This window comes from Pseudonocardia sp. CA-107938 (assembly GCF_050936315.1).
Taxonomy (GTDB): Bacteria; Actinomycetota; Actinomycetes; order Mycobacteriales; family Pseudonocardiaceae; genus Pseudonocardia.
Map to the genome: position 1 here is coordinate 3299952 of NZ_JBNJNA010000001.1, position 25787 is coordinate 3325738.

The 25787-nt window shown below is 72.8% G+C and carries 24 protein-coding genes; 16 read left to right on the top strand and 8 right to left on the bottom strand.

Going from position 1 to position 25787, the window contains the following annotated elements:
* Positions 1 to 192: 192 nt before the first annotated feature.
* The 9 genes from ACQEVB_RS16485 to ACQEVB_RS16525 all read left to right on the top strand — a co-directional run bounded on the left by ACQEVB_RS16485 (position 193) and on the right by ACQEVB_RS16525 (position 11351).
* Positions 193 to 1194: an FAD-dependent oxidoreductase gene (locus ACQEVB_RS16485; RefSeq protein WP_432971591.1), complete on the top strand. Its 1002-nt coding sequence runs from the start codon at positions 193 to 195 to the stop codon at positions 1192 to 1194.
* Between the two features lie 41 nt (positions 1195 to 1235).
* Positions 1236 to 1715 (top strand): GtrA family protein, encoded by a 480-nt coding sequence (locus ACQEVB_RS16490; protein WP_432971594.1) that lies wholly within the window; start codon positions 1236 to 1238, stop codon positions 1713 to 1715.
* Positions 1716 to 1823: 108 nt separating this feature from the next.
* The gene (locus ACQEVB_RS16495; protein ID WP_432971597.1) at positions 1824 to 3689 is read left to right on the top strand and encodes a putative nucleotidyltransferase substrate binding domain-containing protein; all 1866 of its coding nucleotides are present in this window, start codon (positions 1824 to 1826) and stop codon (positions 3687 to 3689) included.
* A 35-nt stretch (positions 3690 to 3724) separates the two neighbouring features.
* On the top strand, positions 3725 to 4426 hold the full coding sequence (locus tag ACQEVB_RS16500; RefSeq protein WP_432971600.1) for a FadR/GntR family transcriptional regulator: 702 nt from the start codon (positions 3725 to 3727) through the stop codon (positions 4424 to 4426).
* A 314-nt stretch (positions 4427 to 4740) separates the two neighbouring features.
* Positions 4741 to 6285 carry an amino acid permease gene (locus tag ACQEVB_RS16505; protein ID WP_432971603.1) on the top strand — a complete coding sequence of 515 codons (1545 nt, stop codon included), beginning with the start codon at positions 4741 to 4743 and terminating at the stop codon, positions 6283 to 6285.
* 11 nt (positions 6286 to 6296) lie between these two features.
* Complete coding sequence (locus tag ACQEVB_RS16510; RefSeq protein WP_432971606.1) at positions 6297 to 7136, top strand: glutamate ABC transporter substrate-binding protein; 840 nt, start codon at positions 6297 to 6299, stop codon at positions 7134 to 7136.
* A 317-nt stretch (positions 7137 to 7453) separates the two neighbouring features.
* Positions 7454 to 8305: an ABC transporter ATP-binding protein gene (locus tag ACQEVB_RS16515; protein WP_432971609.1), complete on the top strand. Its 852-nt coding sequence runs from the start codon at positions 7454 to 7456 to the stop codon at positions 8303 to 8305.
* Entirely contained in the window at positions 8302 to 9276 is a 975-nt protein-coding gene (locus tag ACQEVB_RS16520; protein ID WP_432971612.1) for an ABC transporter substrate-binding protein, read from the top strand. The genes ACQEVB_RS16515 and ACQEVB_RS16520 overlap by 4 nt, the downstream gene beginning before the upstream one ends.
* Before the next feature lie 50 nt (positions 9277 to 9326).
* Complete coding sequence (locus ACQEVB_RS16525; protein ID WP_432971615.1) at positions 9327 to 11351, top strand: iron ABC transporter permease; 2025 nt, start codon at positions 9327 to 9329, stop codon at positions 11349 to 11351.
* Here ACQEVB_RS16525 and ACQEVB_RS16530 read toward each other — a convergent pair.
* Positions 11312 to 12748, bottom strand: coding sequence for an MFS transporter (locus ACQEVB_RS16530; RefSeq protein ID WP_432971618.1), 1437 nt, complete (start codon positions 12746 to 12748; stop codon positions 11312 to 11314). The two genes, ACQEVB_RS16525 and ACQEVB_RS16530, sit on opposite strands and share 40 nt — an antisense overlap.
* A gap of 102 nt (positions 12749 to 12850) precedes the next feature.
* Here ACQEVB_RS16530 and ACQEVB_RS16535 point away from each other — a divergent pair, with 102 nt between their 5' ends.
* Entirely contained in the window at positions 12851 to 13429 is a 579-nt protein-coding gene (locus tag ACQEVB_RS16535) for a TetR family transcriptional regulator (RefSeq protein WP_432971621.1), read from the top strand.
* A 13-nt stretch (positions 13430 to 13442) separates the two neighbouring features.
* Here ACQEVB_RS16535 and ACQEVB_RS16540 read toward each other — a convergent pair whose 3' ends face one another.
* The gene (locus ACQEVB_RS16540; RefSeq protein ID WP_432971624.1) at positions 13443 to 14024 is read right to left on the bottom strand and encodes a TetR/AcrR family transcriptional regulator; all 582 of its coding nucleotides are present in this window, start codon (positions 14022 to 14024) and stop codon (positions 13443 to 13445) included.
* An 80-nt stretch (positions 14025 to 14104) separates the two neighbouring features.
* Between ACQEVB_RS16540 and ACQEVB_RS16545 the strand changes: the two genes are divergently transcribed.
* The 3 genes from ACQEVB_RS16545 to ACQEVB_RS16555 all read left to right on the top strand — a co-directional run bounded on the left by ACQEVB_RS16545 (position 14105) and on the right by ACQEVB_RS16555 (position 17002).
* A complete protein-coding gene (locus tag ACQEVB_RS16545) occupies positions 14105 to 15004 on the top strand; it encodes an SAM-dependent methyltransferase (RefSeq protein WP_432971627.1) in 900 nt (299 codons plus the stop codon).
* A 145-nt stretch (positions 15005 to 15149) separates the two neighbouring features.
* On the top strand, positions 15150 to 16277 hold the full coding sequence (locus ACQEVB_RS16550; protein ID WP_432971630.1) for a flavin-containing monooxygenase: 1128 nt from the start codon (positions 15150 to 15152) through the stop codon (positions 16275 to 16277).
* Positions 16274 to 17002, top strand: coding sequence for an MOSC domain-containing protein (locus ACQEVB_RS16555; RefSeq protein WP_432971633.1), 729 nt, complete (start codon positions 16274 to 16276; stop codon positions 17000 to 17002). Before ACQEVB_RS16550 ends, ACQEVB_RS16555 begins: the two co-directional genes overlap by 4 nt.
* On the opposite strand, the gene ACQEVB_RS16560 is transcribed toward ACQEVB_RS16555, so the two are convergent.
* Positions 16983 to 17762 carry a DeoR/GlpR family DNA-binding transcription regulator gene (locus ACQEVB_RS16560; RefSeq protein WP_432971636.1) on the bottom strand — a complete coding sequence of 260 codons (780 nt, stop codon included), beginning with the start codon at positions 17760 to 17762 and terminating at the stop codon, positions 16983 to 16985. The two genes, ACQEVB_RS16555 and ACQEVB_RS16560, sit on opposite strands and share 20 nt — an antisense overlap.
* A 119-nt stretch (positions 17763 to 17881) precedes the next feature.
* Between ACQEVB_RS16560 and ACQEVB_RS16565 the strand changes: the two genes are divergently transcribed.
* Entirely contained in the window at positions 17882 to 18727 is an 846-nt protein-coding gene (locus ACQEVB_RS16565; RefSeq protein WP_432971639.1) for a class II fructose-bisphosphate aldolase, read from the top strand.
* A 259-nt stretch (positions 18728 to 18986) separates the two neighbouring features.
* Here the strand turns inward: ACQEVB_RS16565 and ACQEVB_RS16570 are convergent, their stop codons facing one another.
* Complete coding sequence (locus tag ACQEVB_RS16570; protein ID WP_432971641.1) at positions 18987 to 19580, bottom strand: HD domain-containing protein; 594 nt, start codon at positions 19578 to 19580, stop codon at positions 18987 to 18989.
* Positions 19581 to 19596: 16 nt separating this feature from the next.
* Positions 19597 to 20745 (bottom strand): helix-turn-helix domain-containing protein, encoded by a 1149-nt coding sequence (locus ACQEVB_RS16575; protein WP_432971644.1) that lies wholly within the window; start codon positions 20743 to 20745, stop codon positions 19597 to 19599.
* Between the two features lie 499 nt (positions 20746 to 21244).
* On the opposite strand from ACQEVB_RS16575, the gene ACQEVB_RS16580 reads away from it, so the two are divergent.
* Positions 21245 to 21478: a hypothetical protein gene (locus ACQEVB_RS16580; protein WP_432971647.1), complete on the top strand. Its 234-nt coding sequence runs from the start codon at positions 21245 to 21247 to the stop codon at positions 21476 to 21478.
* A gap of 422 nt (positions 21479 to 21900) precedes the next feature.
* Here the strand turns inward: ACQEVB_RS16580 and ACQEVB_RS16585 are convergent, their stop codons facing one another.
* On the bottom strand, positions 21901 to 22956 hold the full coding sequence (locus ACQEVB_RS16585; protein ID WP_432971650.1) for an amidohydrolase family protein: 1056 nt from the start codon (positions 22954 to 22956) through the stop codon (positions 21901 to 21903).
* An 83-nt stretch (positions 22957 to 23039) separates the two neighbouring features.
* Here ACQEVB_RS16585 and ACQEVB_RS16590 point away from each other — a divergent pair, with 83 nt between their 5' ends.
* Positions 23040 to 23918, top strand: coding sequence for an SIS domain-containing protein (locus ACQEVB_RS16590; protein WP_432971653.1), 879 nt, complete (start codon positions 23040 to 23042; stop codon positions 23916 to 23918).
* A 5-nt stretch (positions 23919 to 23923) separates the two neighbouring features.
* Here the strand turns inward: ACQEVB_RS16590 and ACQEVB_RS16595 are convergent, their stop codons facing one another.
* The gene (locus tag ACQEVB_RS16595; protein WP_432971656.1) at positions 23924 to 24820 is read right to left on the bottom strand and encodes a 1-phosphofructokinase family hexose kinase; all 897 of its coding nucleotides are present in this window, start codon (positions 24818 to 24820) and stop codon (positions 23924 to 23926) included.
* A complete protein-coding gene (locus ACQEVB_RS16600) occupies positions 24817 to 25737 on the bottom strand; it encodes a carbohydrate kinase family protein (RefSeq protein WP_432971659.1) in 921 nt (306 codons plus the stop codon). The genes ACQEVB_RS16595 and ACQEVB_RS16600 overlap by 4 nt, the downstream gene beginning before the upstream one ends.
* Positions 25738 to 25787 lie beyond the last annotated feature (50 nt).

Sequence of the window (25787 nt, forward strand, 5' to 3'; positions counted from 1 at the left end):
CTGTCGTCGGGGCTCGTCCCGTTGAGCCCGCAGGCCACCGCCGATGTGACAGGCCGGCCCCACGATCGGCCGGTGCGGCACCGGTGCCTCGTCTCGCCGCGCCGTCCTCGACCCGGGCAGGGTTCGCGATGGCCGGCGGCGTCATCACCCCGGTCGCCGCTGTGCGACCTGCGCTCGGGTTAGCCTCGGCCAGTGAAGATCGCTGTGGTCGGGGGCGGGGTCGTCGGGATGTCCGCCACGGTGGCTCTGCTGGACGCCGGGCACGACGTCACGTGCTACGAGCCCGGGCCGATCATGGGGGAGCGGTCGGTCGGCTCGACGCGCATCTTCCGCTTCGCGCACGTCGAGCCGGAGCTGGTGCGCCTCGCCGGGGAGGCGCGGCGCGGGTTCGACCGGTGGAGCGAGCTGGCCGGGCGGCCGATGGTGCTGCCCGTCGAGTGCGTGATCACGGGCTCCGACCTGGTCGAGCGGGCGTCGGCGATGGCCGAGGTCGGGGCCGACTTCGAGGTGGTGCGGGCCGGGTCGGGCCGGTTGCGGCTGCCGGTGCGGGAGGAGCCCGCCGTCGCGCTGGTCGACGTCGGCGGCGGGGTGGTCGACGTCGACGCGGTGCGCGCGTTCCTCACCGAGCGCGGCGGACGGGCGGTCGTGCACGAGCCCGTGTACCGGCTGGACGTCACGGCCGGCGGCGCGGTCGCGGTGACCGCACCGGGTGGCCGGACGGAGTTCGACGCGCTGCTGCTGGCGGCCGGTGCCGCGACGGCGCACCTGGCCGCGCAGGTCGGGATCCACGTCCCGCCGTTGCTGGCGCACCACCTGCGCTGCACGTTCCCCGTCGCGGACGGCGAGTGGCAGGCGTGGATCGACCTGCCGCGCGACCGGCCGGGCACCTACCAGCACCTCGCCGGACCGGGCCGGTGGGCCGTCGGCAGCGCGGTCGAGGCGGCTGAGGTGGCCTGGGAGCGCGGCCGGGACGCGGCCGAAGCGGCGTCCCGCACGGCGCTGCTGGAGTACGCGCGCACCCACCTCGCCGTCGACCCGACGATCGTCGACGAGATCTACTGCACCACCGTGCCGAACCTCGACGACGGCGTGCACGTGCGCCGCAACGGCCCGGTCGTGGCGAACTACGGGGTCAACCTGATGAAGTTCGCGCCGGTGCTGGGTCGGGACCTGGCGGCAGCCGTCTCCACCTGACGGCCACCCGACGTTCATCCGGCTTCGCCACAGTGGGCCGGGTGGACCGGTTCGCGCGGCTGTGCGCCGCGGTCGTTGCCCGCCTGCCGTTCGGGTTGTCGCGGGTGGTGGCGCCCAGCCTGATCGGGTTCGGGCTGATCAACGGGTGCACGTTCGGCGTCGACCTGGTGCTGCTCAGCGTCTTCGGCCGGGCGCTGGGCTGGCCGGCGCCGGTGGCGATCACGGTGGCGTACGCGATCGCGTTCGGGCTGAGCTTCGTGCTCAACCGCGTGTTCAACTTCCGCTCGCACGCCCCGGTCGGCCGCCAGACCGCGATCTACGTGGTCGTCGTCGTGGTCAACTACGCGGCCATCCTGATGGGCGTCGGTGCCGGGTTGACCGCCCTCGGCGTCGACCTGGTGCTCGCGCGGCTGATCGCCGGCGCCTGCGAGGGCGTGTTCATGTACTGCGCCATGCGCTGGGTGGTGTTCGGTCGCCCGGCCGCACTGGACCAGGGGGAACGAGCCGCGGCCGGGTCGTGACGTCGTCGACGTCGTCCAGCGTCGGTGGTGGGTGGAGCACGCCGGCCGGAAGGTGTTCTCGTCGGTGGGCGTTGCCCCTTCCGGCCGGCCGCGTGGAACGATCCCGGAGTGGACTCCGGTGCGCTTGCGCAGTTCCTCGCGGAGCACCCGCCGTTCGACTCGTTGGACCCCGACGCGCTCGCCGCCGTGGCCGCTGCCAGCAAGGTGCAGCGCTTCGCCGGCTCCGAGCTGGTCGTCGACGCGTTCACCGAGCCGACGGGCGAGGTGTTCGTGGTCGTCGACGGCCAGGTGGAGCTGTGGAACAGCGACTCGGCGGGCGAGGCCGACGAGTTCGTGTCCCGGGGCGGGGTGTTCGGGTTCTCCGCGATGCTGACCGAGCGGTCGATGGGCCCGCGGGCCGTCGCAGCGGGGGAGGCGACGGTGGCGCGGATCCCGGCGTCGGTCGCCGCGCCGGCGTTCGCGTCGCGGCGCGGGGCGGCGTTCCTCGTCGAGGCGGTGACGACCATGCGGACCACCGCCCGCGAACGCGCGTCCGGCCCGCCCACCTACAGCCTCGTCGACGACCTGATCGTGCGGAAACCGCTGGTCGTCGGCCCGCGGGAGCCGGTGGGAGAGGTTGCGCGGCGGATGACCGACGCGGACGTCGGCTGTGCCGTGGTGCTGGATCGCGACGGCGCGCGCGGGGTCATCACCGACGCGGTGCTGCGCCGCCGCGTCGTCGTCGAGGGGATGCCCGCCGACACGCCTGCGGAGGACGTGATGGACGCGGCCGTCCCGACGGTGCGCACCGGCGAGTCCGCCGTCGAGGCGCAGCTCGTCCTGCTGGACCGCGAGGCCGAGTACGTGCTGGTCACCACCCGGGACGGGGAGGTGCGCGGCGTCCTCGCGCCCCGTGACTTCGCGATCTCCCCGACGACGGCCGGCGTGGCTCTGCACCAGCGGTTGCGGCGGGCCGGCTCGGTCGCCGAGCTGACCGCAGCGGCCCGTGGGGTGCCGACGATGCTGTCCGAGCTCCTCGCCCGCGGCCTCGCCTCGGGTCGGGTGATCGCCGTGTACTCGGCGATGCTGGACACGGTCGTGCGCCGCGCGATCGAGTTCGTCTTCCGCGCGCACGAGGACCTCTGCGTCGACGCCTTCACCTGGCTGTCGCTCGGCAGCAACGGCCGCCGTGAGGCCGTGCCCAGCTCCGACGTCGACTCGGCGGTCGCGTTCGACGACTCCGTCACCGACGCCGAGATCGACCGCTTCCGGGCGGCGTTCGTCGAGGTCCAGGCCGTTCTCGTGGGGGCGGGGCTGTCCCTCGACGAGCACGGGGCCACGGCCGGGCAGCGGCTGTTCGCCCGCACCAACGCGCAGTGGCGAGCGGCCGGGCAGAGCTGGCTCGCCGCCCCCGAGCGGGACAAGGGTGCGCTGCTGACCTCCTTGATGGTGGACGCCCGGCCGATCCACGGCGATCCCGGCCTCCCGGCGGTGACGCGCACCGTCGGCGACCTGCGCCGCCACCCGGGCACCATGCGGCTGCTGCTGCAGGAGTCGCTCGCGCGGCGCGCCCGCGGCCGCCCGGTGCTGCACCTGCTCAGTCGCCGTCCCGAGCAGTTCGACATCAAGCAGCACGCGCTGCTGCCCGTGGTGAACATGGCGCGGTGGGCCGCGCTGTCGGTCGGCTCGCACACCCTCTCCACGACGGAACGCCTGCGGACGGCCGCGGGGTCGGCAATGCTGCCCGACGACGCCGCGCGCATGCTGATCGAGGTGTTCGAGGTGCTGCAGCGGGTGCGGCTGCGCTACCAGCTGCGTCAGGTGCGCTCGGGCGAGCGACCGTCGGACCTGCTGGCGATGCGGCAGGTGTCCTCGATCGACCGCAGCGTGATCGCGCAGGCCGTCCGGGAGATCGCGGCCGTGCAGCGGCGCATGGACAACGTCTCGCACTACGTGCCCGTCGAGGGCTGGACGGCGCCCGAGCCTGCTGGTTAGGCCGCGGGACGCGGCCTGGTGGCACCATGAGCGGCATGGGCGCGTCGGACAGCTGGGCCACCACGGCGGTGACCGGCGCACGGATGAGTGCGGTCGACTTCGTGCTGCGCGACCTGCAGCAGGCGATCGACGCCGGCATCGTCCGGGTCGGGGAGCGGCTGCCGTCGGAGGCTGCGCTGGCGGCCCGGTACTCGGTGAGCCGCACGGTGATCCGCGAGGTGCTGCGCTCCTGCGAGTCGCTCGGCCTGACCGTGACCCGCACCGGCAAGGGCACCTTCGTGGTGGCTGAGCGCCCCGCCCGCATGATCTTCGACGGGTTCTCGGCCGCCAACCTGATGGAGGCCCGGCCCTACATCGAGGTGCCGGCGGCCGCGCTGGCCGCGCTGCGGCGCACCGAGCAGCAGATCGAGACCCTGCAGAACCTGATCGAGGCGATGGACGCCGAGACCGACGACAAGGTGTGGGTGGGCCTCGACGCCACGTTCCACGTGACGATCGCCGAGGCCTCGCACAACCCGGTGTTCGCCAACATCCTGGCGACGATCCGGACGGCGCTCGCCGGCCAGTCCGGCCACCTCAACGTGCTGCCGACGCGGCGCGCGGCGTCCAACCAGGAGCACCGCGGCATCTGCGCCGCGATCGCGCGCGGCTCCGCGGTGGAGGCCGAGGACGCCATGCGCTTCCACCTCGACCAGGTCAAGGACGCGCTGACGGAGTCGATCGTCGACCTGCGCTGAGCGCGTCGGCGGCTTCGGGTGGCGGGAACCCCACCCCGGTCCGAGTATTGACGCGCCCGGGCCAGGGGGAGAGGATGCAGGGGCTGTCTAGCTGTCTGACAGGTCGCGGGTGGGGCGACCTGTATTCGTGCGCGCGTTCGATAAATGTCCGATTCCTGATCGCCTGCTTGATCCTTGTGTGCTGAACGGGATCGGCGTACAGTCCGCCGAATATCCGGACGGCGATTTCCGAAGTGCTCACCCTAATCTTTGGAATGCGTCGTCCTTGAATGGTGTCGAAGTGGTGACAGTTCTGATGCAGTGAGGAAGGTGCCGTGACCGCGACCGAAGATCCCCCGCATTCCCTGCACGCCGAACAGGTGGGCTACAAACAGACGCTCGGCCGCCGCCACGTGCAGATGATCGCCATCGGGGGTGCCATCGGCACCGGCCTCTTCCTGGGCTCGGCGTCGCGTCTGCACAGCACCGGTCCGGCGCTGCTGTTCAGCTACGCGTTCGTCGGCGTCATCGCCTACTTCCTCATGCGCGCGCTCGGCGAGCTGGTGCTGCACCGCGCGACGTCCGGGGCCTTCGTGTCCTACATGCGCGAGTTCTACGGCGAGAAGTGGGCCTACGTCACCGGCTGGATGTACTGGCTGAACTGGGCGTTGACGGGCATCGCCGAGCTGTCCGCCGTCGGCCTCTACGTGCAGTACTGGTTCCCCACCATGCCCACGTGGGCCACCGTGCTGATCGCGCTCGCGGTCGTGCTGGTGGTGAACCTGCTGTCGGCGCGGGCGTTCGGCGAGTTCGAGTTCTGGGCGTCGATCCTCAAGGTCGGCGCGATCGTCGTGTTCCTGGTCGTCGGGCTCGTGGTCGTGATCGGTGGATTCTCGATCGGCGGTCACCAGGCCGGGTTCCAGAACCTGTGGAGCAATCCGGGTGGATTCTGGCCGGCCTCCGGTGACTACAGCTGGTACGGGCCGATCCTCGTGATGTCGGGCGTCGTGTTCGCCTACGCGGCGATCGAGATGGTCGGCGTGGCGGCCGGGGAGATGGCCGATGCCGAGCGCGAGGTGCCGAAGGCCGTCAACGCGGTCATCTTCCGCATCGCCATCTTCTACTGCGGTTCCATCCTGCTGCTGGTGTCGATGCTCCCGACGACGGAGTACAAATCGGGCACCAGCCCGTTCGTCACGGTGTTCGAACGGTTGGGTCTGACCTGGATGGGGGCGCTCATCCAGATCGTCCTCATCGTCGCGGCCATGTCCAGCCTCAACTCTGGCCTCTACTCCACCGGTCGGGTGCTGCGCAGCCTCGGGATGTCGAAGCAGGCGCCGGCGTTCACGCTCAAGATGAGCAACTCCGGCGTGCCGTGGGCCGGCATCGTGCTGACGTCGGTCGTGTACGTCTTCGGCTCGCTGCTCAACTACCTCATGCCGGACGCGTTCGAGATCGCGCTGGAGGCCGCTGCCATCGGCGTCGTCTTCACGTGGGCGACGATCTTCCTCTGTCAGATCCGGTTCCGGCAGCTGGTCGACAAGGGCGTGCTGCCACCGAGCCCGTTCCCGGCGCCGTGGTCGCCGTGGAGCAGCTACATCGGCCTGGTCTTCCTGGCGCTGGTGATCGTCGGTCTCGGGGTCTCGGGTTGGGAGAGCTCGCCGTACTTCTCCCACAAGGTCTCGTTCCTCGTGGTGGTCTTCGGCATCCCGATCCTCGCGATCCTGCTGGCCGTCGGCTGGATGGTGGTCAAGCCCGCGGTCGTGGCCAACACCGGCGGGAAGATCGAGTCGGTGTGGACCGACGAGGGCCCGCGCTACGGCGGCACGGACGCCGAGGACCTCGACCCGGCGGAGAAGGGCGAAGGGGGCGTCGTCTGATGGGACCGACCATGAGACGCAGGCTCGCGGCCGTCGCCGTCGCGGCCGGGGTCGCGATCGGGCTCGCCGCCTGCTCTTCGAGCGAGCCGCCCAACCCGAACCCGGCGCCGGTCCCTGGCGCGTCCCTGCAGAAGCTGACCATCGGCATCCCGTTCGACAACCCCGGCCTGGGGCTCAAGGACGGCACCAGCTACAAGGGGTTCGACGTCGAGACCGCCACCTACGTGGCCAAGGCGCTCGGCGTTCCGGAGAACGCGATCACCTGGAAGGAGTCGACCGGCGCCAACCGCGAGAAGATGCTCGCCAGCGGAGAGGTCGACCTCGTCATATCCACGTTCTCGATCACCGACCAGCGCAAGCAGACCGTCGACTTCGCCGGCCCGTACTTCGTCGCCCACCAGGACCTGCTGGTGCGCCGCAACGAGGAGGAGATCAAGGGGCCGGACCGGCTCGACGGGCGCACCCTCTGCACCGTTCCCGGCACCACGTCCGCCGACAACATCCGGTCGCGCTACCTGGGCCGGATCACCCTCAAGGAACTGCCGCACTACTCCGACTGCGTCGACGCGCTCGCCAAGAGCCAGGTCGACGCCGTGACGACCGACGACGTCATCCTCGCCGGCTTCGCCGCCGAGCCGCAGTACCGCGGCGTGCTCAAGGTGATCGGCAAGGGCTTCTCCGACGAGGTCTACGGCGTCGGCGTGAAGAAGGGCAACAAGGCGTTGGTCGACCAGGTCAACGCGGCGCTGAAGCAGTACATCCAGGACGGCTCGTGGCGGCGGGCGCTCAACATCAGCGTCGCCCCCTCTGGCTACACCATCCCCGACCCGCCGGCGGTGGGGAGCGCCTGAGGGTGGGGCCGGACGGCCCGGGTTGCGGGTGCCGGCCGGAGTGTTGCGGTGATCAAGGGCAAAAGGTCGTTGCGGGATCGATCCAGAACGACCTTTTGCCCTTGATCGACGTCCTCCGGCCGGGTGGGTCTTCGGTTGGTGGGAGGCCCGGGCCTGACGTTCGTCGATCATGGGCAAACCGTCGCTTCTGCATCGATCCCGAACGACGTTTTGCCCATGATCAACGTCAGCGCGGTTCGGGTGGCCGCGCCACGGTGTGTCCCACGCCGCAACGAGGACAGGGTGACCTTCTAAGTAGTTAGCCTATGCTTCCCGCCGTGACGACAGCGTCAGCCGTCCCGGCGACCCGCATCGAGGGAACCGGCCTCGACCTCGGCTACCACGGACGCACGGTCGTGCACGGCGCCGACCTCGCGCTGCGCAGCGGCCGGGTCACCGCGCTCGTCGGCCCGAACGGCAGCGGCAAGTCCACGTTGCTGCGCGCGCTGGCCCGCCTGCACCGGCCGGACGCCGGCACCCTGTGCCTGGGGGACCGGACGGTCGACGCGCTGGCGATGAGCCGCCGCGACTTCGCCCGCGTCGTCACGTTGCTCGCGCAGAGCCGGCCGACGCCGACGGGGCTGTCGGTCGCGGACGTCGTCGGCTTCGGCCGGCACCCGCACCGCGGCCGCTGGCGCGCCGGTGACCCGGACGGCCCGGCCGCCGTGGCCCGCGCGATGGCCGTCACCCGCGTCGCCGAGCTCGCGGACCGTCCCGTCGACGAGCTGTCGGGCGGGCAGCTGCAGCGGGTCTGGCTCGCGTCCTGCCTCGCGCAGGACTCCGCCGTGCTGCTCCTCGACGAGCCCACGACGTTCCTCGACCTGCGCTTCCAGGTCGAGATGCTCGACATGGTGCGCGATCTGGCCGACGACGACGGCGTCGCCATCGGCGTGGTCCTGCACGACCTCGACCAGGCCGCCGGTGTCGCCGACGAGGTGGTGCTGCTCGCCGAGGGCCGCGTCCGCGCGGCCGGCCCGCCGGCCGACGTGCTGACCGCCGAGCTGCTCACCGAGGTCTACGGCATCCGCATCGAGGTCGACCACGACCCGCGCACGGGTGCGCTGCGCACCCGCCCCGTCGGCCGGCACCTGACCCGGGTGCCGGTTCCAGTCCCCGGAGGTAGTTCATGAGACGGCTCGTCCTGCTGGCCACCCTGCTCGCGCTGATCGGGCTCACGGCCTGCGGCACGACGGAGCCGGCCGCCGGGTCCGCGCCGACCGCCGCCGCTCCCGCCGGCGGGCCGATCACGCTCACCGACTCGCGCGGCAAGCAGATCACCCTGCCGAAGCCGGCGATCCGCGTGGTGGGCCTGGAGTGGAACGTGATCGAGCACGCCGTCTCGCTGGGCGTCATGCCGGTCGGCGCCGCCGACATCAAGGGCTACACGGCCTGGGTGAAGGCCGAGCCGCTCGACCCGTCGGTCAAGGACGTGGGCGTGCGCGGCGAGCCCAGCATCGACTCGATCGCAGCGCTGCGCCCCGACCTCGTCCTCGCCACCGACTCGCTGCCCGACGCGGCGGTGACGCAGATGGAGAAGTTCGCGCCGGTCGTGTTCGTGCCGGGCGGTGACGCGAAGGACCCCGTCGGCCAGATGCGCAAGAACCTCACGCTGGTCGGGAAGGCGCTCGGCAAGGACGCGGAGGCGTCCGCGCTGCTCGCCGCGTTCGACGCGAAGGTCGCCGACGGCAAGGCCAAGCTCGCGGCCCGCGCCGGGCAGAAGTTCCTCTTCGCCGACGCCTACGCCGAGGGCGGCCAGGTCTCCATCCGGCCGTACACCAAGGGCTCGCTCGTCTCCGGGGTCACCGAGCAACTGGGCCTGGCCAACGCGTGGCCCGACCAGGGCGACCCCGCCTACGGCCTCGCCCAGACCGACGTCGAGGGCCTCACCCGCGTCGGCGACGTGCAGTTCCTCTACATCGTGAACGACGCCGACGGCGGCGACGTGTTCGCCAACCAGCTCGGCTCGAACGCCGTCTGGACGTCGCTGCCGTTCGTGAAGGCCGGCAACGTACACCGCATCCCGGACGGCATGTGGATGTTCGGCGGGCCCACGTCGCTGGAGCGCTACGTCGACGCCGTCGTCGCGGCGCTGGGGTCCTGACCGCGGCAGCGCCGGTCACGCGCCCGCCGGCGCCCGTCCGGTCGCTGCGCGTGATCGGGCTGGCGGTAGCCGGTGTGGTGGTGGCCGGGCTGCTCGCCGTCGTGCACCTGACACAGGGCACGGCCGACGTCGGGTTCGCCGACGTGCTGCGGTTCGTGTTCGGGGGCGGCACCGAGCAGGCCGCGGCCGTGGTGCTCGCCTCGCGGGTGCCGCGGCTGCTGGCCGCGGTGCTCGTCGGCGTGGCGCTCGGGTTGGCGGGCGCGGCGCTGCAGTCGATCGCGCGCAACAGCCTGGCCTCGCCCGACACGCTCGGCGTCGACGGCGGCGCGTACGCCGCGCTGGTCCTCTGCTCCGTCGTCGGGTTGACGCTGCCGGTGCCGTTCGCCGGCGCGGTGGCGTTCGTCGGCGGGTTGGGGGCCGCGGCGCTGGTCATGGCGCTGTCGTCGGGCGTCGGGGCGGGGCCGACGCGGCTCGTGCTGGCGGGTTCGGCGATCGGCTTGGCGCTGGACTCGGTGGCGATCGCGCTGCTGCTGCTGTTCCGTGAGCAGACGATCGGGCTGTACGCGTGGGGCAGCGGCACGCTCGCCCAGTTCGGCACGAGCTCGATGGCGTGGATGGCGCCGGTCGTCGTGGTCGGCTTCGTCGTGCTGATGCTGCTGGCCACGCGCCTCGACCTGCACGGACTCGGTGACGACGCGGCCGCTGTCCTGGGCGTCGACGTGCGCCGCACCCGGCTCGTCACCGTGCTGACGGCGGTGCTGCTCTCCGCCGCGGCCGTGACGGTCGCGGGGCCGGTCGGGTTCGTGGGGCTCGCCGCGCCGGCGATCGTGCGCCTGCTGGTGCCGCTGGTGCCGGGTCTCGCTCGGCACCGGGTGCTGCTGCCGATGTCGGCGCTCGCCGGGGTGCTCGTCGTGGTCGGCGCGGACGTGCTGGTCCGGCTCACCCTCGGCGCGCAGGTCGGTGGCGTCGAGGTGCCGACGGGCGTGGTGACGTCGTTCTTCGGCGCGGCGGTGCTGGTGATGCTGGCGTGCCGCTTCCGCCAGTCGGGCCCGACGCGGCCGGCGCCGGCCGCCCGGTCGGCGCGGCTGCGCGGGCGCACCGGCTTCGTCGTCGTGCTCACCGTGGCGGTGCTGGCGACGGTCGCCGCGACCGTCGGCGCCCTCCTGCTCGGCGACGCGATGCTGCTGGCCGGCGACCTGGGCAACTGGGTCAGCGGGCGGGCCGGGCCGATCGTCACCTACGTGCTGGACGCGCGGGTGCCGCGCGTGCTGGCTGCGCTCACGGCAGGGGCGGCGCTGGCCGTGGCGGGCGCGGTGATCCAGGCGGCGTGCCGCAACCCGCTCGCCGAGCCGGGGATCATCGGCGTGACGGGCGGCGCGGGCCTCGGCGCGGTGCTGGTGATCACGCTGGTGCCGACGGCGAGCACGTTGCTGCTGACGGGCTCGGCGATCGCCGGCGCGGCGGTCGCGACGCTCCTGGTGTTCGGCTTGGCCGCGCGCGGCGGGCTCGACTCGGACCGGCTCGTGCTGATCGGGGTCGGGGTCTCCGCCGGAGCCGCCGCGGCGATCACGTTCGTCATCGTGCTGACCGACCCCTACAACATCGCCAAGGCGCTGACCTGGCTCTCCGGCTCCACCTACGGGCGCTCGCTGGCCCAGGTGGCGCCGGTCGCGGCCGCGCTGCTCGTGGCCGCGCCGCTGCTCTGGCGGGCCCGCGGCGAGCTCGACCTCGTCGCCGTCGACGAGGACACGCCGCGGGTGGCCGGCATCGTCCTGGAGCGGTCCCGCCCACTCCTGCTCGGGCTGGCCTGCCTGCTCACCGCCATGGCCGTCTCCGCGGTGGGGGTGATCGCGTTCGTCGGGCTCGTCGCGCCGCACGCGGCCCGTGCATTGGTCGGGGCGAAGCACGCCCGGGTGCTGCCGGTCACCGCGCTGCTCGGGGCGCTGCTGGTGTCGATCGCCGACACCGTCGGCCGCACCGTCATCGCGCCCGGTCAGCTGCCTGCCGGCCTGGTGGCGGCGCTGGTGGGCGCGCCCTACTTCGTGTGGCTGCTCTGGCGCTCGCGCACGGCGTAGCCGGCCAGCGTGACCGCCAGCGCCAGCGCCGCGATGACCGTGCTGGCGACGAACCCGTGGCGCATCCCGAGCGCGACCGCGTCGTCGCCGACCAGCACGGCGGACGTCGAGCCCACCGTCGCGGCGTAGATGGCCGACAGGACCGCGATGCCGAGGGCGGCCCCGGTCATCATCGTCGTCTGCAGCACGCCGGACGCCGCGCCGGCGTCCTGCGGGTCGACCGTGGACATGATCGCGACGTTGATCGGCACGATGACCAGGCCGAGCGCGAGGCCGATGAGCAGCATCGGCCCGAGGATGCCGCCGAGGTACGTGGTCGCGGTGCTGATCGTGGCCGACCACGCCGCTGCGGCGGTCAGCAGGAGCAGGCCCGCGGCCGCGGTCGGCTTGGTGCCGAACCGGCCGAGCAGCCCGTTCGCCGTGCGCGAGGTGACGAGCAGCCCGGCCGCCATCGGCAGGAACGCGAGGCCGGCCTGCAGCGGCGAGAGGTCCAGCACCAGCTGGAGGAACTGGATGACGAGGAACTGGAAGCTCATCGTCACCATCGGCACGAGCAGCATGATCGCGAACCCGACCGCCCTCGTCCGCTCGGCGAGCAGGCGCAACGGCATGATCGGCTGGGCCGCGCGGCGCTCGACGAGCACGAACCCGGCGAGCAGGGCTGCGCCCGCGACGAGCGTCACCAGCGTCGTCGGGTCGGCCCAGCCGTGGTCGGCGGTGCGGACCAGCGCGTAGACCACGGCCACCACGCCGATCGCGGAGGTGAGCGCGCCGGCGAGGTCGAACCGGCCGCCGTGCCGCGGTGACTCCGCCACGTGCCGAGGAGCGAGCAGCAGGACGAGCACGCCGATCGGCACGTTGATCAGCAGCACCCACCGCCACGACGCCAGCGTGGTGATCACGCCGCCGAGGATCAGGCCGAGCGTCATCGCCGACGCGGTCACCGACGAGTACACGCCGAGCGCCTTCGTCCGGTGCTCGCCGGTGAAGCTGGTGGTGAGCAGCGCGAGCGTGCTGGGCCCGGCGAGCGCCGCCCCCGCGCCCTGCGCGGCCCTGGCGACGACGAGCTGCCACGGGGTCTGCGCGAGCCCCGCGAGCAGGGAGGCCGCGGTGAACAGCCCGATGCCGACCAGGAAGACCCGCCGGCGGCCGAGGATGTCGCCCGCGCGACCGCCCAGCAGGAGCAGCCCGCCGAACGCGAGCAGGAACGCGTTGGTCACCCAGGAGAGCCCGGCCGGGGTGAACCCGAGGCCGTCGCCGATCATCGGCAGCGCGACGTTCGTGATCGTGCCGTCGAGCATCAGCATGAGCTCGCAGGACACGATGATCGCCAGGGTCAGGGAGGTCGTGCTCGGGGCGGTGACCGGCTCGCTGCCGGTCTGCGGCGAACTCGACATGGGAACTCCTCGGATACGGTGGCAGCGGAGCAGAGCGCGTGAATAGTGAACGGTTGCGTCTACTATATGGGCGGTCCGCCGCACGCACAACGGAGGGCGACCATGAGCGAGGCGGCCGCGCCGCGGAAGACCAGGCGCCGGGGTGCGGACCTCGTGCAGGCCGTCTACGCCGCGACCGCCGACCAGCTCTGCACGGTGGGCTACCCCAGGCTGAGCATGGAGGGCATCGCCGCGGCCGCGGGCACCGGGAAGGCGGCGCTGTACCGGCGCTGGAGCACGCTCGACGAGCTGGTCCGCGACACGCTCGCCGACATGCTGCCGTCACCCCCTGAGGTGGACGAGGGCACCGACCTGCGCGCCGGGATCGTTGAGCTGGTGGCCTACCTCAACGACGCGTTGTTCGACTCCAAGCGCGCCGCGTTCCAGGCGGTCGCCGCGCACAGCGGTGACGACACGTCGATGCTGCGCGAGCTGTTCCGCGAGCGCGTCCTCGACCCGTGCCAGGACCGGCTGCTGGAGCTGATGCAGCGCCACGGGGCAGGCCCCGACGACGCGCTGATCGCGTCGGTCGCGCCCGCGATGGTGATGTACGACTGCATGCTGGGCCGGCCCATGCTCACGACGGACCAGCTGGAGTCGCTGGTGGACCGCGTGCTCCTGCCGCTCGTGACGAGGCGGTGAGGCAGCGACCCGATCACGTCGACGGCGCTGCCTGGAACGCGCGGATCGTCAGCGCGGCGAGGCGCTGAGCGGTCGCGCTGCGCTCGGCCGGCGTGCGTGCGCCGGACCGGCCGGCGGCCGAGGTCATGAGGATCAGGTCGGCCAGGGTGACGTCGGCGCGAAGGTGGCCGCTGACCTGCGCACGCCGTATCAGTTCGGCGCCGGCGCGCAGCGCGGTCAGGCGCATTCCGGCGAAGTCCGCCGCGCGCGGGAACTCGGACTTCACGGCAGCGGAGAAACCGCGGTCGTCGGCGTGCAGCGCGCACAGGTCCGCGACCGTCCGGCGGAAGCCGCGCCACGGGTCGGGGTCGGTGAGCCCCCGACCCAGAGCGGATTCCCACGCGCGTGACTGCTCGGTGAACACGGCCGCGACCAGCAGCGCCTTCGTCGGGAAGTGGCGGTAGACGGTCGCCGGTCCGACGTCGGCGACCTCGGCGACGACCCGCATCGGCACACCGAAGCCGTGGGACGCGAACAGCGGGCCCGCCGCGCCGAGGATCCGGTCCCGGTTGCGTCGGGCATCGACGCGCCGGTCGTGAGGCAAACGCGCGGTCATCGCTCTCACCTTAGGTCGATGCGGCGGCCCTGCTCGTACGGTTCGGCACGGCGGGAGCGCGGGAGAGTGGGGGAATCATCGTGACGATCAGGGTCGACGGGGATGAGTGGGACCTCACGTCCGGTGTCGGCGTCACCGCGACCATGGCCGCGATGGTCCGCGCGATCGCGACCCGCACCGGTCGCCTCGACGACCCGTTCGCCGCGCCGCTCGTCCGCGCTGTCGGCATCGACCTGCTCACCCGGCTGGCGACCGGTGAGCAGCCGGCGGACGAGCTGGTGGGGCCGTCGGTGATCGACGGGGCCGAGGTGCGCACCACGTTCTACGACGAGTTCTTCCTCGACGCTGCCGGATCGGGGATCCGGCAGGTCGTCATCCTCGCCGCGGGCCTGGATTCGCGGGCGTACCGGCTGCCCTGGCCGCGAGGAACCGTGGTGTACGAGGTCGACCAGCCGCAGGTCGTCGCGTTCAAGTCCACCGCGCTGGCCGATGCCGTGCCCACCGTCGAGCTGAGGGCGGTACCGGTCGACCTCCGCGACGACTGGCCCACCGCCCTGCGCGCCGCCGGGTTCGACGCAGCCCGGCAGAGCGCGTGGAGCGCCGAAGGCCTGCTGGGTTACCTGCCGCCCGACGCCCAGGATCGACTGCTGGACACCATCACCGAGCTCAGCGTGCCGGGCAGCCGCGTGGCGACCGAGAGCAGACCCACCCCGCGGCCGGGCGACGAGGCCGGGACGAAGGCGGGCCTGCACCGCATCTCCGAGCTCTGGCGCGCGCACGGCTTCGACACCGACATGGCGGGCCTGCGCTACTTCGGCGAACGTCACGAAGCAGGTCCCTACCTGAGCGCGCTCGGCTGGGCGGTGCAGGCGAGCAGCACCCGGGAGCTGCTCGCGGCCAGGGGGCTCGGGCCGCTCCAGCACGACGACCTGCGCATGGGGGAGCTGCACTACGTCAGCGGCACCCGCGGGCGCGGCTGAGCTCCGCCGACACGTCGGTGGCGGGCAAGCGTTCGTCGAGCGGCGGACCGACCGATGCCGGGCTTCGCCCACCCCGGCAGCACAGCATTGCGCGCGGCTGGAGCCTGCCGAGATCATCGTGGCGCATCCACCACCGGGAGGGCACGTGCACGAGGTTCTGGTCGTCGGGGCAGGGCCCGGTGGGCTCGCGGCCGCCGCGGAGCTGCGCCGGCGCGGGGTGTCCGCGCTCGTCGTGGACAAGGCCGACGCCGTCGGCTCGGCGTGGCGGCAGCACTACGAGCGGCTGCACCTGCACACGATCCGCTGGAACTCCCACCTGCCCGGTCTGAAGATCCCGCGCGAGTACGGGCAGTGGGTGGCGCGTGCCGACGTCGTGCGGTACCTGGAGGCCTACACCGCCCACCATCGGCTGGACGTGCGGTTCGGCGTGCAGGTCGACCGGATCGACCGGGACGGGTCGGGGTGCGTGGCACGCAGCCCGCAGGGCGACCTCGCCGCGCGCCGTGTGGTCGTCGCCACCGGCTACAACCACGCCCCGGACGTGCCCGACTGGCCGGGCCGCGAGTCGTTCCGCGGCGAGCTCGTCCACTCGAGCGGCTACCGCAACGCCCAGCCGTACGCAGGCCGGGAGGTGCTGGTCGTCGGCACCGGCAACACCGGCGCCGAGATCGCCGTCGACCTGGTCGAGGGCGGCGCGGCGCGGGTGCGGCTCGCCGTGCGGACGGTTCCGACGTTCGTCCGCCGGCAGGTCGCGCCGATGCTCGACAACAGCGGCACCGGCCGCGTGCTGCGGCGGCTCCCGGTGTGGCTGGTCGACCGAATCATCGCGACGTCGAGCCGGCTCAGCACGCCGGACCTCTCCGCGCACGGCCTGCCGCGCCCCGCGCCGGGCGCCTACTCGCGGCTGCTCGCCGACGGCGCGGTGCCGATCATCGACGTCGGCCTCATCGCGCTGCTGCAGTCGGGGCAGGTCGAGGTCGTCGCCGCCGTGGAGGGCTTCGACGGCGACAAGGTGCGGCTCGCCGACGGCACCACCGTCGCCCCGCACGCGGTGATCGCCGCGACCGGCTTCACCCGCGGTCTCGCGGGCCTCGTCGGGCACCTGGACCTGCTCGACGGGCAGGGCCGCCCGACGGTGCACGGCGGGCGCACCCACCCGAACGCGCCCGGCCTGTACTTCACCGGTTTCACCAACCCGATCAGCGGCATGTTCCACGAGCTCGCCGTCGACGCGCGGCGCATCGCGCGGGCGGTGCAGAAGCAGCTGACGTGAGCGCCGTCGGGACGATCGTCGACCTCTGGCGGTTCCCGGTGAAGTCGATGCTGGGGGAGCGGCTCGACACCGTGCACGTCGAGGCGGACGGAGTGGTGGGCGACCGGGCCTTCGTCGTCGTGGATGTCGCGACGGGCGAGGTCGCGAGTGCCGGTCGGCCCCGGCGGTGGGCGGACCTGCTGCGCTGCCGGGCCGCGTTCCTGGCCCCGCCGGCGCCCGGCCGCCCGCTTCCGCCGGCGCGCCTCGAGCTGGGGGACGGGACGGTCGTGCGCAGCGACGACGCCGACGTCGACGACGCCCTCTCGCGCTTCGTCGGGCGCCCTGTCCGGCTGGCCGCCGCGGAACCCAACCCCTTCCCGGTCTCCCTGCTCACGACGGCGAGCCTGCGGCACATGCGCGACCTGGTGCCCGCCGGCGACTGGGACGTGCGGCGGTTCCGCATGAACGTGACCGTCGAGACGCCGGAACCGGGGCTGGTGGAGAACGGCTGGGTGCGCAGCGGGCTCGCGCTCGGCTCCGATGCCGCGGTCGCCGTGGGGCAGCCCACGGCCCGGTGCGTCATGATCGGTCTCCCCGTCGAGGAGCTGCCCCCGGACCGGACCCTGCTGAAGGCGGTCGCCACGCACAACCGCGTCGGGCGCGAGCCGTGCCTGGGCGTCTACGCCCGTGTGGCCCGGTCGGGGCAGGTCCGCGTGGGGGACGCGGTCACGTCCGCGCGATCGTGACCGGCACACCGGCCGCGCGGATGGCGGCCACCGCGCCCTCGTCGGCGGTGGCGTCGGTGATCAGCTCGTGGACCTCGGTGAGCTCGGCGATCCGGGCGAGCGTCAGGCGGCCCAGCTTGCGGCCGTCGGCCACCACGATCACCCGCCGGGCGCGGACGATCATCGCGCGGTCGGTGCGCGCCTCGTTCTCGTCGTGGGTGGTGATGCCGCCGGCCGCGTCGATGCCGTCGACGCCGACGAACGCGGTGCCGATGTTGACCGCCGCCAGCACCTGCTCGGCCCACGGCCCGACCAGCTCGTAGGACTGCGGCCGGGACACCCCGCCCACCACGACGAGCTTCACCCGCGGCCGCAGCACCAGGTCCATCGCGATGTTGAGGGCGTTGGTGACGATCGTGAGGTCGGTGCGGTCGGCGAGTTCCCGCGCGACCTCGCTGGTTGTGGTGCCGCCGGTGAGCCCGACGACGTGCGGGCCGCTGCCGATCCGCCGCGCGGCCTCCCGGGCGATGGCGCGCTTGGCGGCGCGGGACTGGTCGTGCCGGTAGCGCACCGGCAGCTCGTAGGCGACGTCCTGGGCGAGCGCGCCGCCGTGGGTGCGGGTGAGCAGGCGCTGCTCCTCGAGCAGTGCGAGGTCGCGGCGCAGGGTGGCCGCCGAGACGCCGAAGCGGCCGGCCAGCTCGCCGACGTGGACGGTGCCGGTCTCGTGCAGCGCGTCGAGGATCTGCCGCATCCGCTCGGACCGGCGCACGGAGCGCGTCACGGCGTCCACCTTCTCACGCAGGATGCGCAAACGCGCATCACGGATGCGCGTTAGTTGCGCGGTTCCGTCGGACCGTCGCAGACTCGCCGGCACACCGCACCCGACCGCAGGGGAACACCGTGCCCTACGCACCCACTGCCGAGATCGTCGCCGACGCCGTCGCGGCCGGTCGTGGCGTCGCGGCGTTCAACGTGATCGGGCTCGAGCACGCCGAGGCCGTCGTTGGCGGGGCCGAGCGGGCCGAGCGCCCGGTGCTGCTGCAGGTCAGCCAGAACGCGGTGGCCTTCCGCGGGCGCCGGCTGCGGCCGCTCGCCGCGGCCTGCCGGGAGCTGGCGGCCGCCGCGAAGGTGCAGGTGGGGCTGCACCTCGACCACGTCGAGGACGAGGAGCTGGCCCGCCAGGCCGCCGACGCCGGGTTCGGGTCGCTCATGGTCGACGCCTCCCGCGCGCCGTACGCGGAGAACGTCGCCCGCACGCGGGCGCTCGCCGACTGGGCGCACGAGCAGGGCCTGTGGGTGGAGGCCGAGCTGGGCGAGGTGGGCGGGAAGGGCGGGGCCGCGCCGCTGGACGCGCACGCGCCCGGCGCCCGCACCGACCCGGCCGAGGCCGCCGGGTTCGTCGCTGCCACGGGCGTGGACGGGCTCGCCGTCGCCGTCGGCAGCGTGCACGCGATGACCGAGCGCACCGCCCGGCTGGACATCGACCTCGTGGCGGCACTGCACGCCGCCGTGCCGGTGCCGCTGGTGCTGCACGGCTCGTCCGGGGTGGCCGACGACGAGCTGCGCCGCGCGCTCGGCGCGGGCATCGTCAAGGTCAACGTGGGGACGGCGCTCAACGTCGCCTACACGGCGGCGGTGCGGGACCGGCTGCTGGACGCGTGCGTGGTCGACCCGCGCCGCTACCTGGCGCCCGCCATCGTGGACATGGCGGCCGAAGTGCAGCGCTACCTCGCGGTGCTCGGCTGACGGCACCGCGACGTCACACACGGCTGGGCCCGTTCACACACCTCAGAACGTGTGGTGAGGGGGAACCCCGTGGCACGGGTCACCGCGACGAGGGTAGCCGCACGGTCAGCCGGTACGGGCGCGATTCTCCGGTGACCACGCGCTCCGCAGCGGCCGACGCCGCCGGGTCGGGTCCGCTGATCAGATATCGATGCGCGGTTGTCCCGGGCGGCGAACGGGGCCCAGATCAAGGCGCCGGAGCGCTCTTGGCGCTCCTGGGTTACCGGTCTCGCCAGGCGAGGGTCGAGGTTGTCTGCGCGGCGGCGGCGATCGTGCGGGCCGTCTCGGTCTTGATGTTCTTCTGGCTGGAGGCGATCCAGCCGTCCACCTTGGTGTGCCCGGCGGCCTTGTACTCCAGTGCCTGGAGCAGGCATTCGAGCTTGTCGGCATCACGCGCGCAGACGGCCTCGATTGTGGCTTGCGCCTCGAATTCACGGACTGCTTCGGTCACGGTTTTGGCTGCCGTTTCGGGCAGTCGTCTGACCTGGTCGGCGGTGATCGCCTCGGCTTCGATCGGGGTGGTCATGTAGGGGCGGGCGGTGTGGGGCAGGTCGCCCGTCCGTGTTTCCTGCGTGTCGTGCCAGATCGCCAGGAATGCGGCGCGAGCCGGGTCGGCACCTTCCTCGGCAGCGATCAGAGCGGCGAGCTGGGCAACACGGAGACTGTGCTCAGAGATTGTTTCGGAGTCGCGGATACCGACATGGGCCCACCCGGTCCGCCGCAGGCTCTTCATGACGCCGAGTTCGAACGCGAACCCTGCAATTCCGGCCGCGCCTTCATCGGTCAGCGGCTCACGCTGGTGGGGGTCACTCATGGGTCTACATGATGCCTCACCGGGCGGCGAGCCTGATGCCGTACAGGACGTTGGTCAGCTCACGGCGGGCACTCGGCGGCATGGTCGCGGTGTCGAGCAACGCCACGAGTTGCGTGTTGGCACGTTCGCTGAGGTCAGGGCGGCGACTGATGATGTGGGGGCGGGCAAGCATCAGCGAGGACAGGGTGTGCGCGTTCAGCGGAAGATGATCGATGTCTGCCCACAGCCGCCCGAGCAGGTGCTCGAACAGCGCGTCACCGGACCAGGCGTGATCATCAGCGGTTGCGACCATGAACCCGTCGTTGCGCTGCAGGGTGCGCATTTCCCCGATCCAGTATGCCCAATACCTCAGGTTCGCCTGCTCCTTTGCGTCGGTCACCAGGCCACGAGAAACGAAGTGTTCCAGCGGCTCCATGTTGCCGTTCTTGGCCAGGGCGACGGCAGCCGACCGTGTCAGGGTCCACGACGTCAGGTCAGCGTCGCCGGTGGACCGCTTCATGCAGGCCCGACGATGATCGGCGAGCCAATCCTGAGTCGATGGACGAGGATCGAACCCGAGAAGGTAGATGGCCTGCCGATGGAGCAGGCGTATTGAGTCGTCTTCGCGTCGCGTCGTGGTCGTGTGAACCCGCTGGACGGTGGACAGCAGGTTGTCGAAGAAGGACTCCTGCTCCGCCCTTGCGAGCACGGGTCGGTCCGGCGTCGGTCCACGTCGGGTCGCTCGGGACTGCTGGGCCACGTCACGCAGTCGAATCGGGATCACGCCGGAGAATGGCCAGGTGACGAGGTTGACGAAGTCGCGCTGACTGACGCACAACGACAACGGGTGCGGCGACCGGTCGATGTCGAAATCCCGCTCCGAGATGATTGATGTCAGCATGACGTCGGCATCGATCGCGTCGCGGAGAACATCGAAGGCGTAGGGTTCGGCGCCGATGTCGACCAGTGCTGCGCGGATTCCGCTCAGATCAACTGATCGCAAGGAGTGCAGAGGTCGGCGACCGGACTCCCACCCTTGGATCGTGGCCAGATCGATACCGAGCAACTCCGCCAAGGCGCCCTGAGTGCGGCCGGTCGACTCGCGAATGACCTTCAACGTGTACCCGCCTACGGCACCGATTCGAGTCGAACCCCGCACGCGCTGCGGGGTTCGATCCTTGGCCATCACGTGTCCCCCCAGGATTGCGCCAGGTGTGGCGCCCACGACGTGTGCCGAACGCGTACGGCGGTGCAGTCCCGCGCTGACGGCCACCACAATAGCGTCATTCCCGTGACCAAACAGCGACTCCGCGTCACCTCGCCGAATCGGTTCAATCCGATCACGTCCGGTACGGCATCGCGAACCTCGGGACGGGCCGGATGAGCTACGCGTGGTCGGCCGGATCGGTCGACATGACCTCGTCCGGCCCGAACAGCCGGACGCACGTGATCAGCGCTGACGCGTTCGCCGCCGGCCTGCGCGAGGGACAGGGGCGCTACGCGGCCGCATGCGGGGAGGTCGTGTTCCCCGCCGGGATGTACACCCCACCGGGGCACCGGTGTCAGGACTGCGCAGCGAGTCAGGTCCGCGAGCCCGAGCGTGACCGACTCGCCCGTCTGTTCTTCGTGGCCGCAGCAGCGCCGCTGCTCAGGCGAACGCGTCGTCGTGACCCGAGTTCAGCGGCATGATCGAGGCGGCCGACATGACCGACACGCCGAACGACGGCGAACAGATGTGCTGGAGCGCGCCGGTCCACCTGGCGCACGCGGGCAGAACCTTCACTCGGCCGCGACCGGTTCTGCTTGATCGCGCCTGGCCCTACGAACCTGAGTCGTGCCTGACCGGCGTCCGCGTGGTCGCGTTGCGCGTGGCCGACGGGACGTTCGTGTGCCCGCTGTGCGGGGTGCTGACGACGTGAGCCACGCGACCGCAGCCGATCCCTACGCCACCGGGCCGATCCGCATGCGGGCCCTGATGACCGCGCTCACCCTGGTTCCCGGCCCGCTCCGCGTCCCGGCCCGGCATCCGTCGGCGGCACCATCGCCCGCGCCGCGGGTGCGTTCGTTGCCCATCCGCGCGCCGTCGCGTCGCCCCGCTGGATCGTCACCGTCCTGCACACGGTCTCTCTCGACGCCGCCCCGGCGGCGTTCGCCGGAACCGGCGTTCGCACGATTGCCCCCGGCGTCAATGCTCGGTTCCATTCCTGCCCCATTCTGGGCGACTCCTGGCTGATCGCATCGCGCCGGTCCAAGACATTTCGGGGCCACGTTCCAGCTTTCGGCACACCTCTGGAACGCTCATATTCCTGATCTGCTACAGCAAGTGAGGGGGAACACGCGCCTACTGGAGGCCGAGCACGCGGGCCGCGTTGCCGGCGTAGACAGCCGGGAGCAGCTCGGCGGGCAGGTCGGCCGCGCTGATCCGCCACCGGCCCTGCGGCGGCACCTCCTCCGACGGCGCGTAGTCGAACGCCTCGTCGTCGGTCTCCAGGAACCGGAACGCCACCTCGTACGCCTCGGCCGTCGGCGGGTAGGCGTCGGTGCCGAACAGCACCCGGTCCGGGTGCGCGACCACCAGCCGGCGGAACGCGCGCGGGGTGCGCCCCAGCTCGGCGAACCGGCCACCGGTGTCGGCGTGGAAGTTCGGGTGGGTGGCGAACATCCGCGCCACCCAGTCGAGGTTCTCCGCGTAGCAGCCGACGTGCGCGCCGATGTAGGTGGTGCCGGGCGTGCTCGCGACGAGGTTCTCCAGCGCGGTCAGCAACCGCTCGAACGACGGCAGGCCGGGCCCGCCGAACCACCACTCCGGGTGCTCGCCCAGCTCGTCGAGGCGCTCGTTGTGGCGGTCGAGCGGCGCGAAGAACGCGGCCGGGTCGGCGGTGTGGATCAGCACCGGCAGCCCCAGCTCGCCGGCGCGCGCGAACACCGGTTGCAGGCGCGGGTCGTCGGGCAGGACGAGCGCGCCGGCGGCGTCGCGGAACCCGAGGCCGAGGTCCTTCCACACCTTCAGGCCGCGCGCCCCGCGGGCCACCGCCGCGTCGAGCTGCGCGCACAGGACCGGCGTCGGGTCGTCGGCGGCGAGCGCGCGCCAGTCGAGGTGGCAGAAGGTCAGGAACCGGCCGGGGTGGGCGCGGTCGTAGCGGGCGAGGTTGGCGTCCAGCTCGTCGCCCCAGCGCCCGTCGAGGTTCACCACGGTGATGACGTGGTGCGCGTCCATCAGCTCCACGAGTGCCGGCACGTCCTCGACCAGCCAGTCCCCGTCGGGTGCGAGCCAGCGCCCGAGGTGGTTGTGCACGTCGATGCACGGGACGGCCGGCACCGGGACGGTCGTGTGCCGGGTGATCGTCTGGGCGCGGGGGGCCCACTGCGCGAGCGGAAGCCGGTCTGCCGACGTCACGTCACTCCATCCGAGCATCCGAAGTGTTCACTTGGGCAGGAATGCTTGCCGATCGCGCACGTTCGCGCGTCATCATGGTGCCGATGAGCATCACCGAGAACGAGATCGCCAGCCAGCCCGACGTGTGGGCGCAGGCGGCCGCCCGCACCGACGAGCTCGCGGACGTGCTGCGCGCGCCCGGCGAGCGGATGCTCGTCGTCGGCTGCGGTACCTCGGCGTTCATGGCGGCGTCGATCGCGGCGCTGCGCGAGGCGGCCGGCCTGGGCGAGACCGACGGCACGTTCCCCAGCGAGGTGCCGCCCGGCCGCCGCTACGACCGGGTCGTGGCGCTGACCAGGTCCGGCACCACCACGGAGGTCGAGCGGCTGCTCGCCGACCTGCCCGGCGTGCGCCGCAGCGTGATCACCGCGGTGCCCGACGCGCCCGTCGCCCGGCACGCGCACGAGGTCGTCGTGCTCGCCGAGGCCGACGAGCGGTCGGTCGTGCAGACCCGGTTCCCGACGACCGTCCTGCGCGTCGCGCGGGCGGCCCTGGGTGCGGACGTCAGCCACCTCGACGGGCAGTGCCGGGCTGCTCTCGCCGCGCCGCTGCCCGTCGACGTCACCGCGATCGACCACGTCGTGTACCTCGGGTCCGGCTGGATCCTCGGCCTCGCCCACGAGGCGGCGCTGAAGGTGCGGGAGGCCGCGCAGGCCTGGTCGGAGTCCTACCCGGCGCCGGACTACCGGCACGGCCCGATCGCCGTCGCCGGTCCGCGGTCGCTGGTGTGGATCTTCGGCGCGCCGCCGCCCGGGCTCGTCGCCGACGTCGAGGCCACCGGCGCGGCGGTGGTCGTGCCGGACGGCGACCCGCTCGTCCAGCTCGTGCAGGCGCAACGGCTCGCGACGGCGCTCGCCGCCCACCGCGGCCTCGACCCGGACCGCCCCCGCCACCTCACCCGCTCGGTGGTCCTCGGCGCCTGAGCTACTCATCGGTCCAGCCGAACCTGGGGGGTCAGCTCCGCACACCGCTCGGGGTCCAGCACCGCCGCCCCGGGGACCAGCGCGTTGGCCGCGCCCGCCGCCACGGCCCGGCGCAGGGCGTCGTCGAGGTCTGACGGGTCGGCGGTCAGCAGGCCGGCGAGGAAGCTGTCGCCGCTGCCGACGGGGTGGTGCGCAGGCAGCGCGGGCGGGCGGGCCCACACCGGGCCGCGATCGTCGCGAGTGACGGCGACGGCGCCCGCCGCACCTGCGGTCACGACGACTAGCTGGGGCCCGTCGGTGGTCTCGAGCAGCCGGGTGGCCAGCTCGTCGGGCGGGCCGTCCGTGCCGAGCAGGGCCGCCGCTTCCGCCGCATTGATCTTGACGAGGTCGGCGTGCGCGACCGCCCCGACCAGTGCGGCGCCGTGGGTGTCCACAGCGACCCGCCCACCTGCCGCGTCGGCGAGCACCCCGATCGCCCCGTCCGGCGCCCCGGGCGGCAACGCACCCGACAGCGCCACCCAGTCCGCGGCCGCGCCGGCCACCACCGCGGTCAGCGCTGCCCACTCGTCGGCGGTGACCGGGGTGGGCGGCTCGTAGACCTCGGTGGACGCGCCGTCGTCCGCCGTGATCGTGACGCAGGAGCGGGTCTCTTCGGCGCCCTCCACGAGCTCGGCGGCGATCCCGGCGGCGGCGAGCCCGTCCGCGATCCACCGCCCGCTGTGGCCGCCGACGATCCCCGCGGCGCCGACGCTCGCACCCAGCGTGTGCGCCGCGCGCGCCACGTTGAAGCCCTTGCCGCCCGGCACCCGGACGACCGTGTGCGGGCGACTGATCCCGCCGAGCCGCGGCACCTGGTAGGTCACGTCCACGCTCGGACTGAGCGCGACGCACAGCAGGCTCATGACAGCGCCGCGTCCAGCTCGGCCGCGGTCGCCTGCGCCGCCGTGCCCCCGGCCGCGCGGGTGGACAGCGCACCGGCCGTCGCGCCGCGCCGCAGGCACTCCACGAACGGGAGCCCGGCCAGCCGGCCGGCGAGGAAGCCGACGTCGAACGAGTCGCCGGCGCCGGTCGTGTCGACGGCCTCGACGGGAGTGGCGGGGACGTCGTGCCGGCCGTCGGCGTCCCAGCCGTGCGCGCCGTCGGCGCCGGCCTTCACCGCGAGCAGTGGCCCGGCGGCGCGCACGGCCGCGGCGGCCGCGTCCAGGTCGGCGTGTCCGGTGAGCGCGCACAGCTCCGCGGTGTTGGGCAGCAGCACGTCGGTGACGGGCAGTACCTCGGCCACGCCGGCCCAGGTTCCGTCCGGGTCCCAGTTCGTGTCGAGCGAGGTCGTGGCCCCGACCGCGTGCGCCCTTTCGAACAGCGCGCGCGTGCCCCGGACCAGCCCGGGGACGAGGAAGAAGCTCGCGACGTGCACGTGGCGCACCCCGGCCAGCACGTCCACCGTCAACAGGCCGGGATCGAGCCGGGTGATCGCCGCGGCGTGGGTGAGGATGGCCCGGTCCTGCGGAGTGGACAGGATCACCGAGAGCCCCGTCGCGACGTCCGGGTCGCGCGTCACGAGCCGAGTGTCGACGCCGCGCTCGGCGAGCCGGGCGAGCACGAGATCGCCGAACGCGTCCGTGCCGACGTGCGCGGCGAGTGCCGTGCGCACGCCCAGCCGCGCGAGCCCCGCCGCGACGATGCCCGCCGAGCCGGCCAGCACCAGGTCGGCGGCGGTGAGCCACTGCTCGGCCTGCCCGAACCGGGGACGGACGTCGCCGCGCAGCACCAGATCGGGGTTGGCGTCGCCCACCACGAGGACGTCGGTATCGCGGAGCACGCCGCCGACCATGCCCGCACCGGTCCCGGCCCGTCCAGAAACGCGCACTC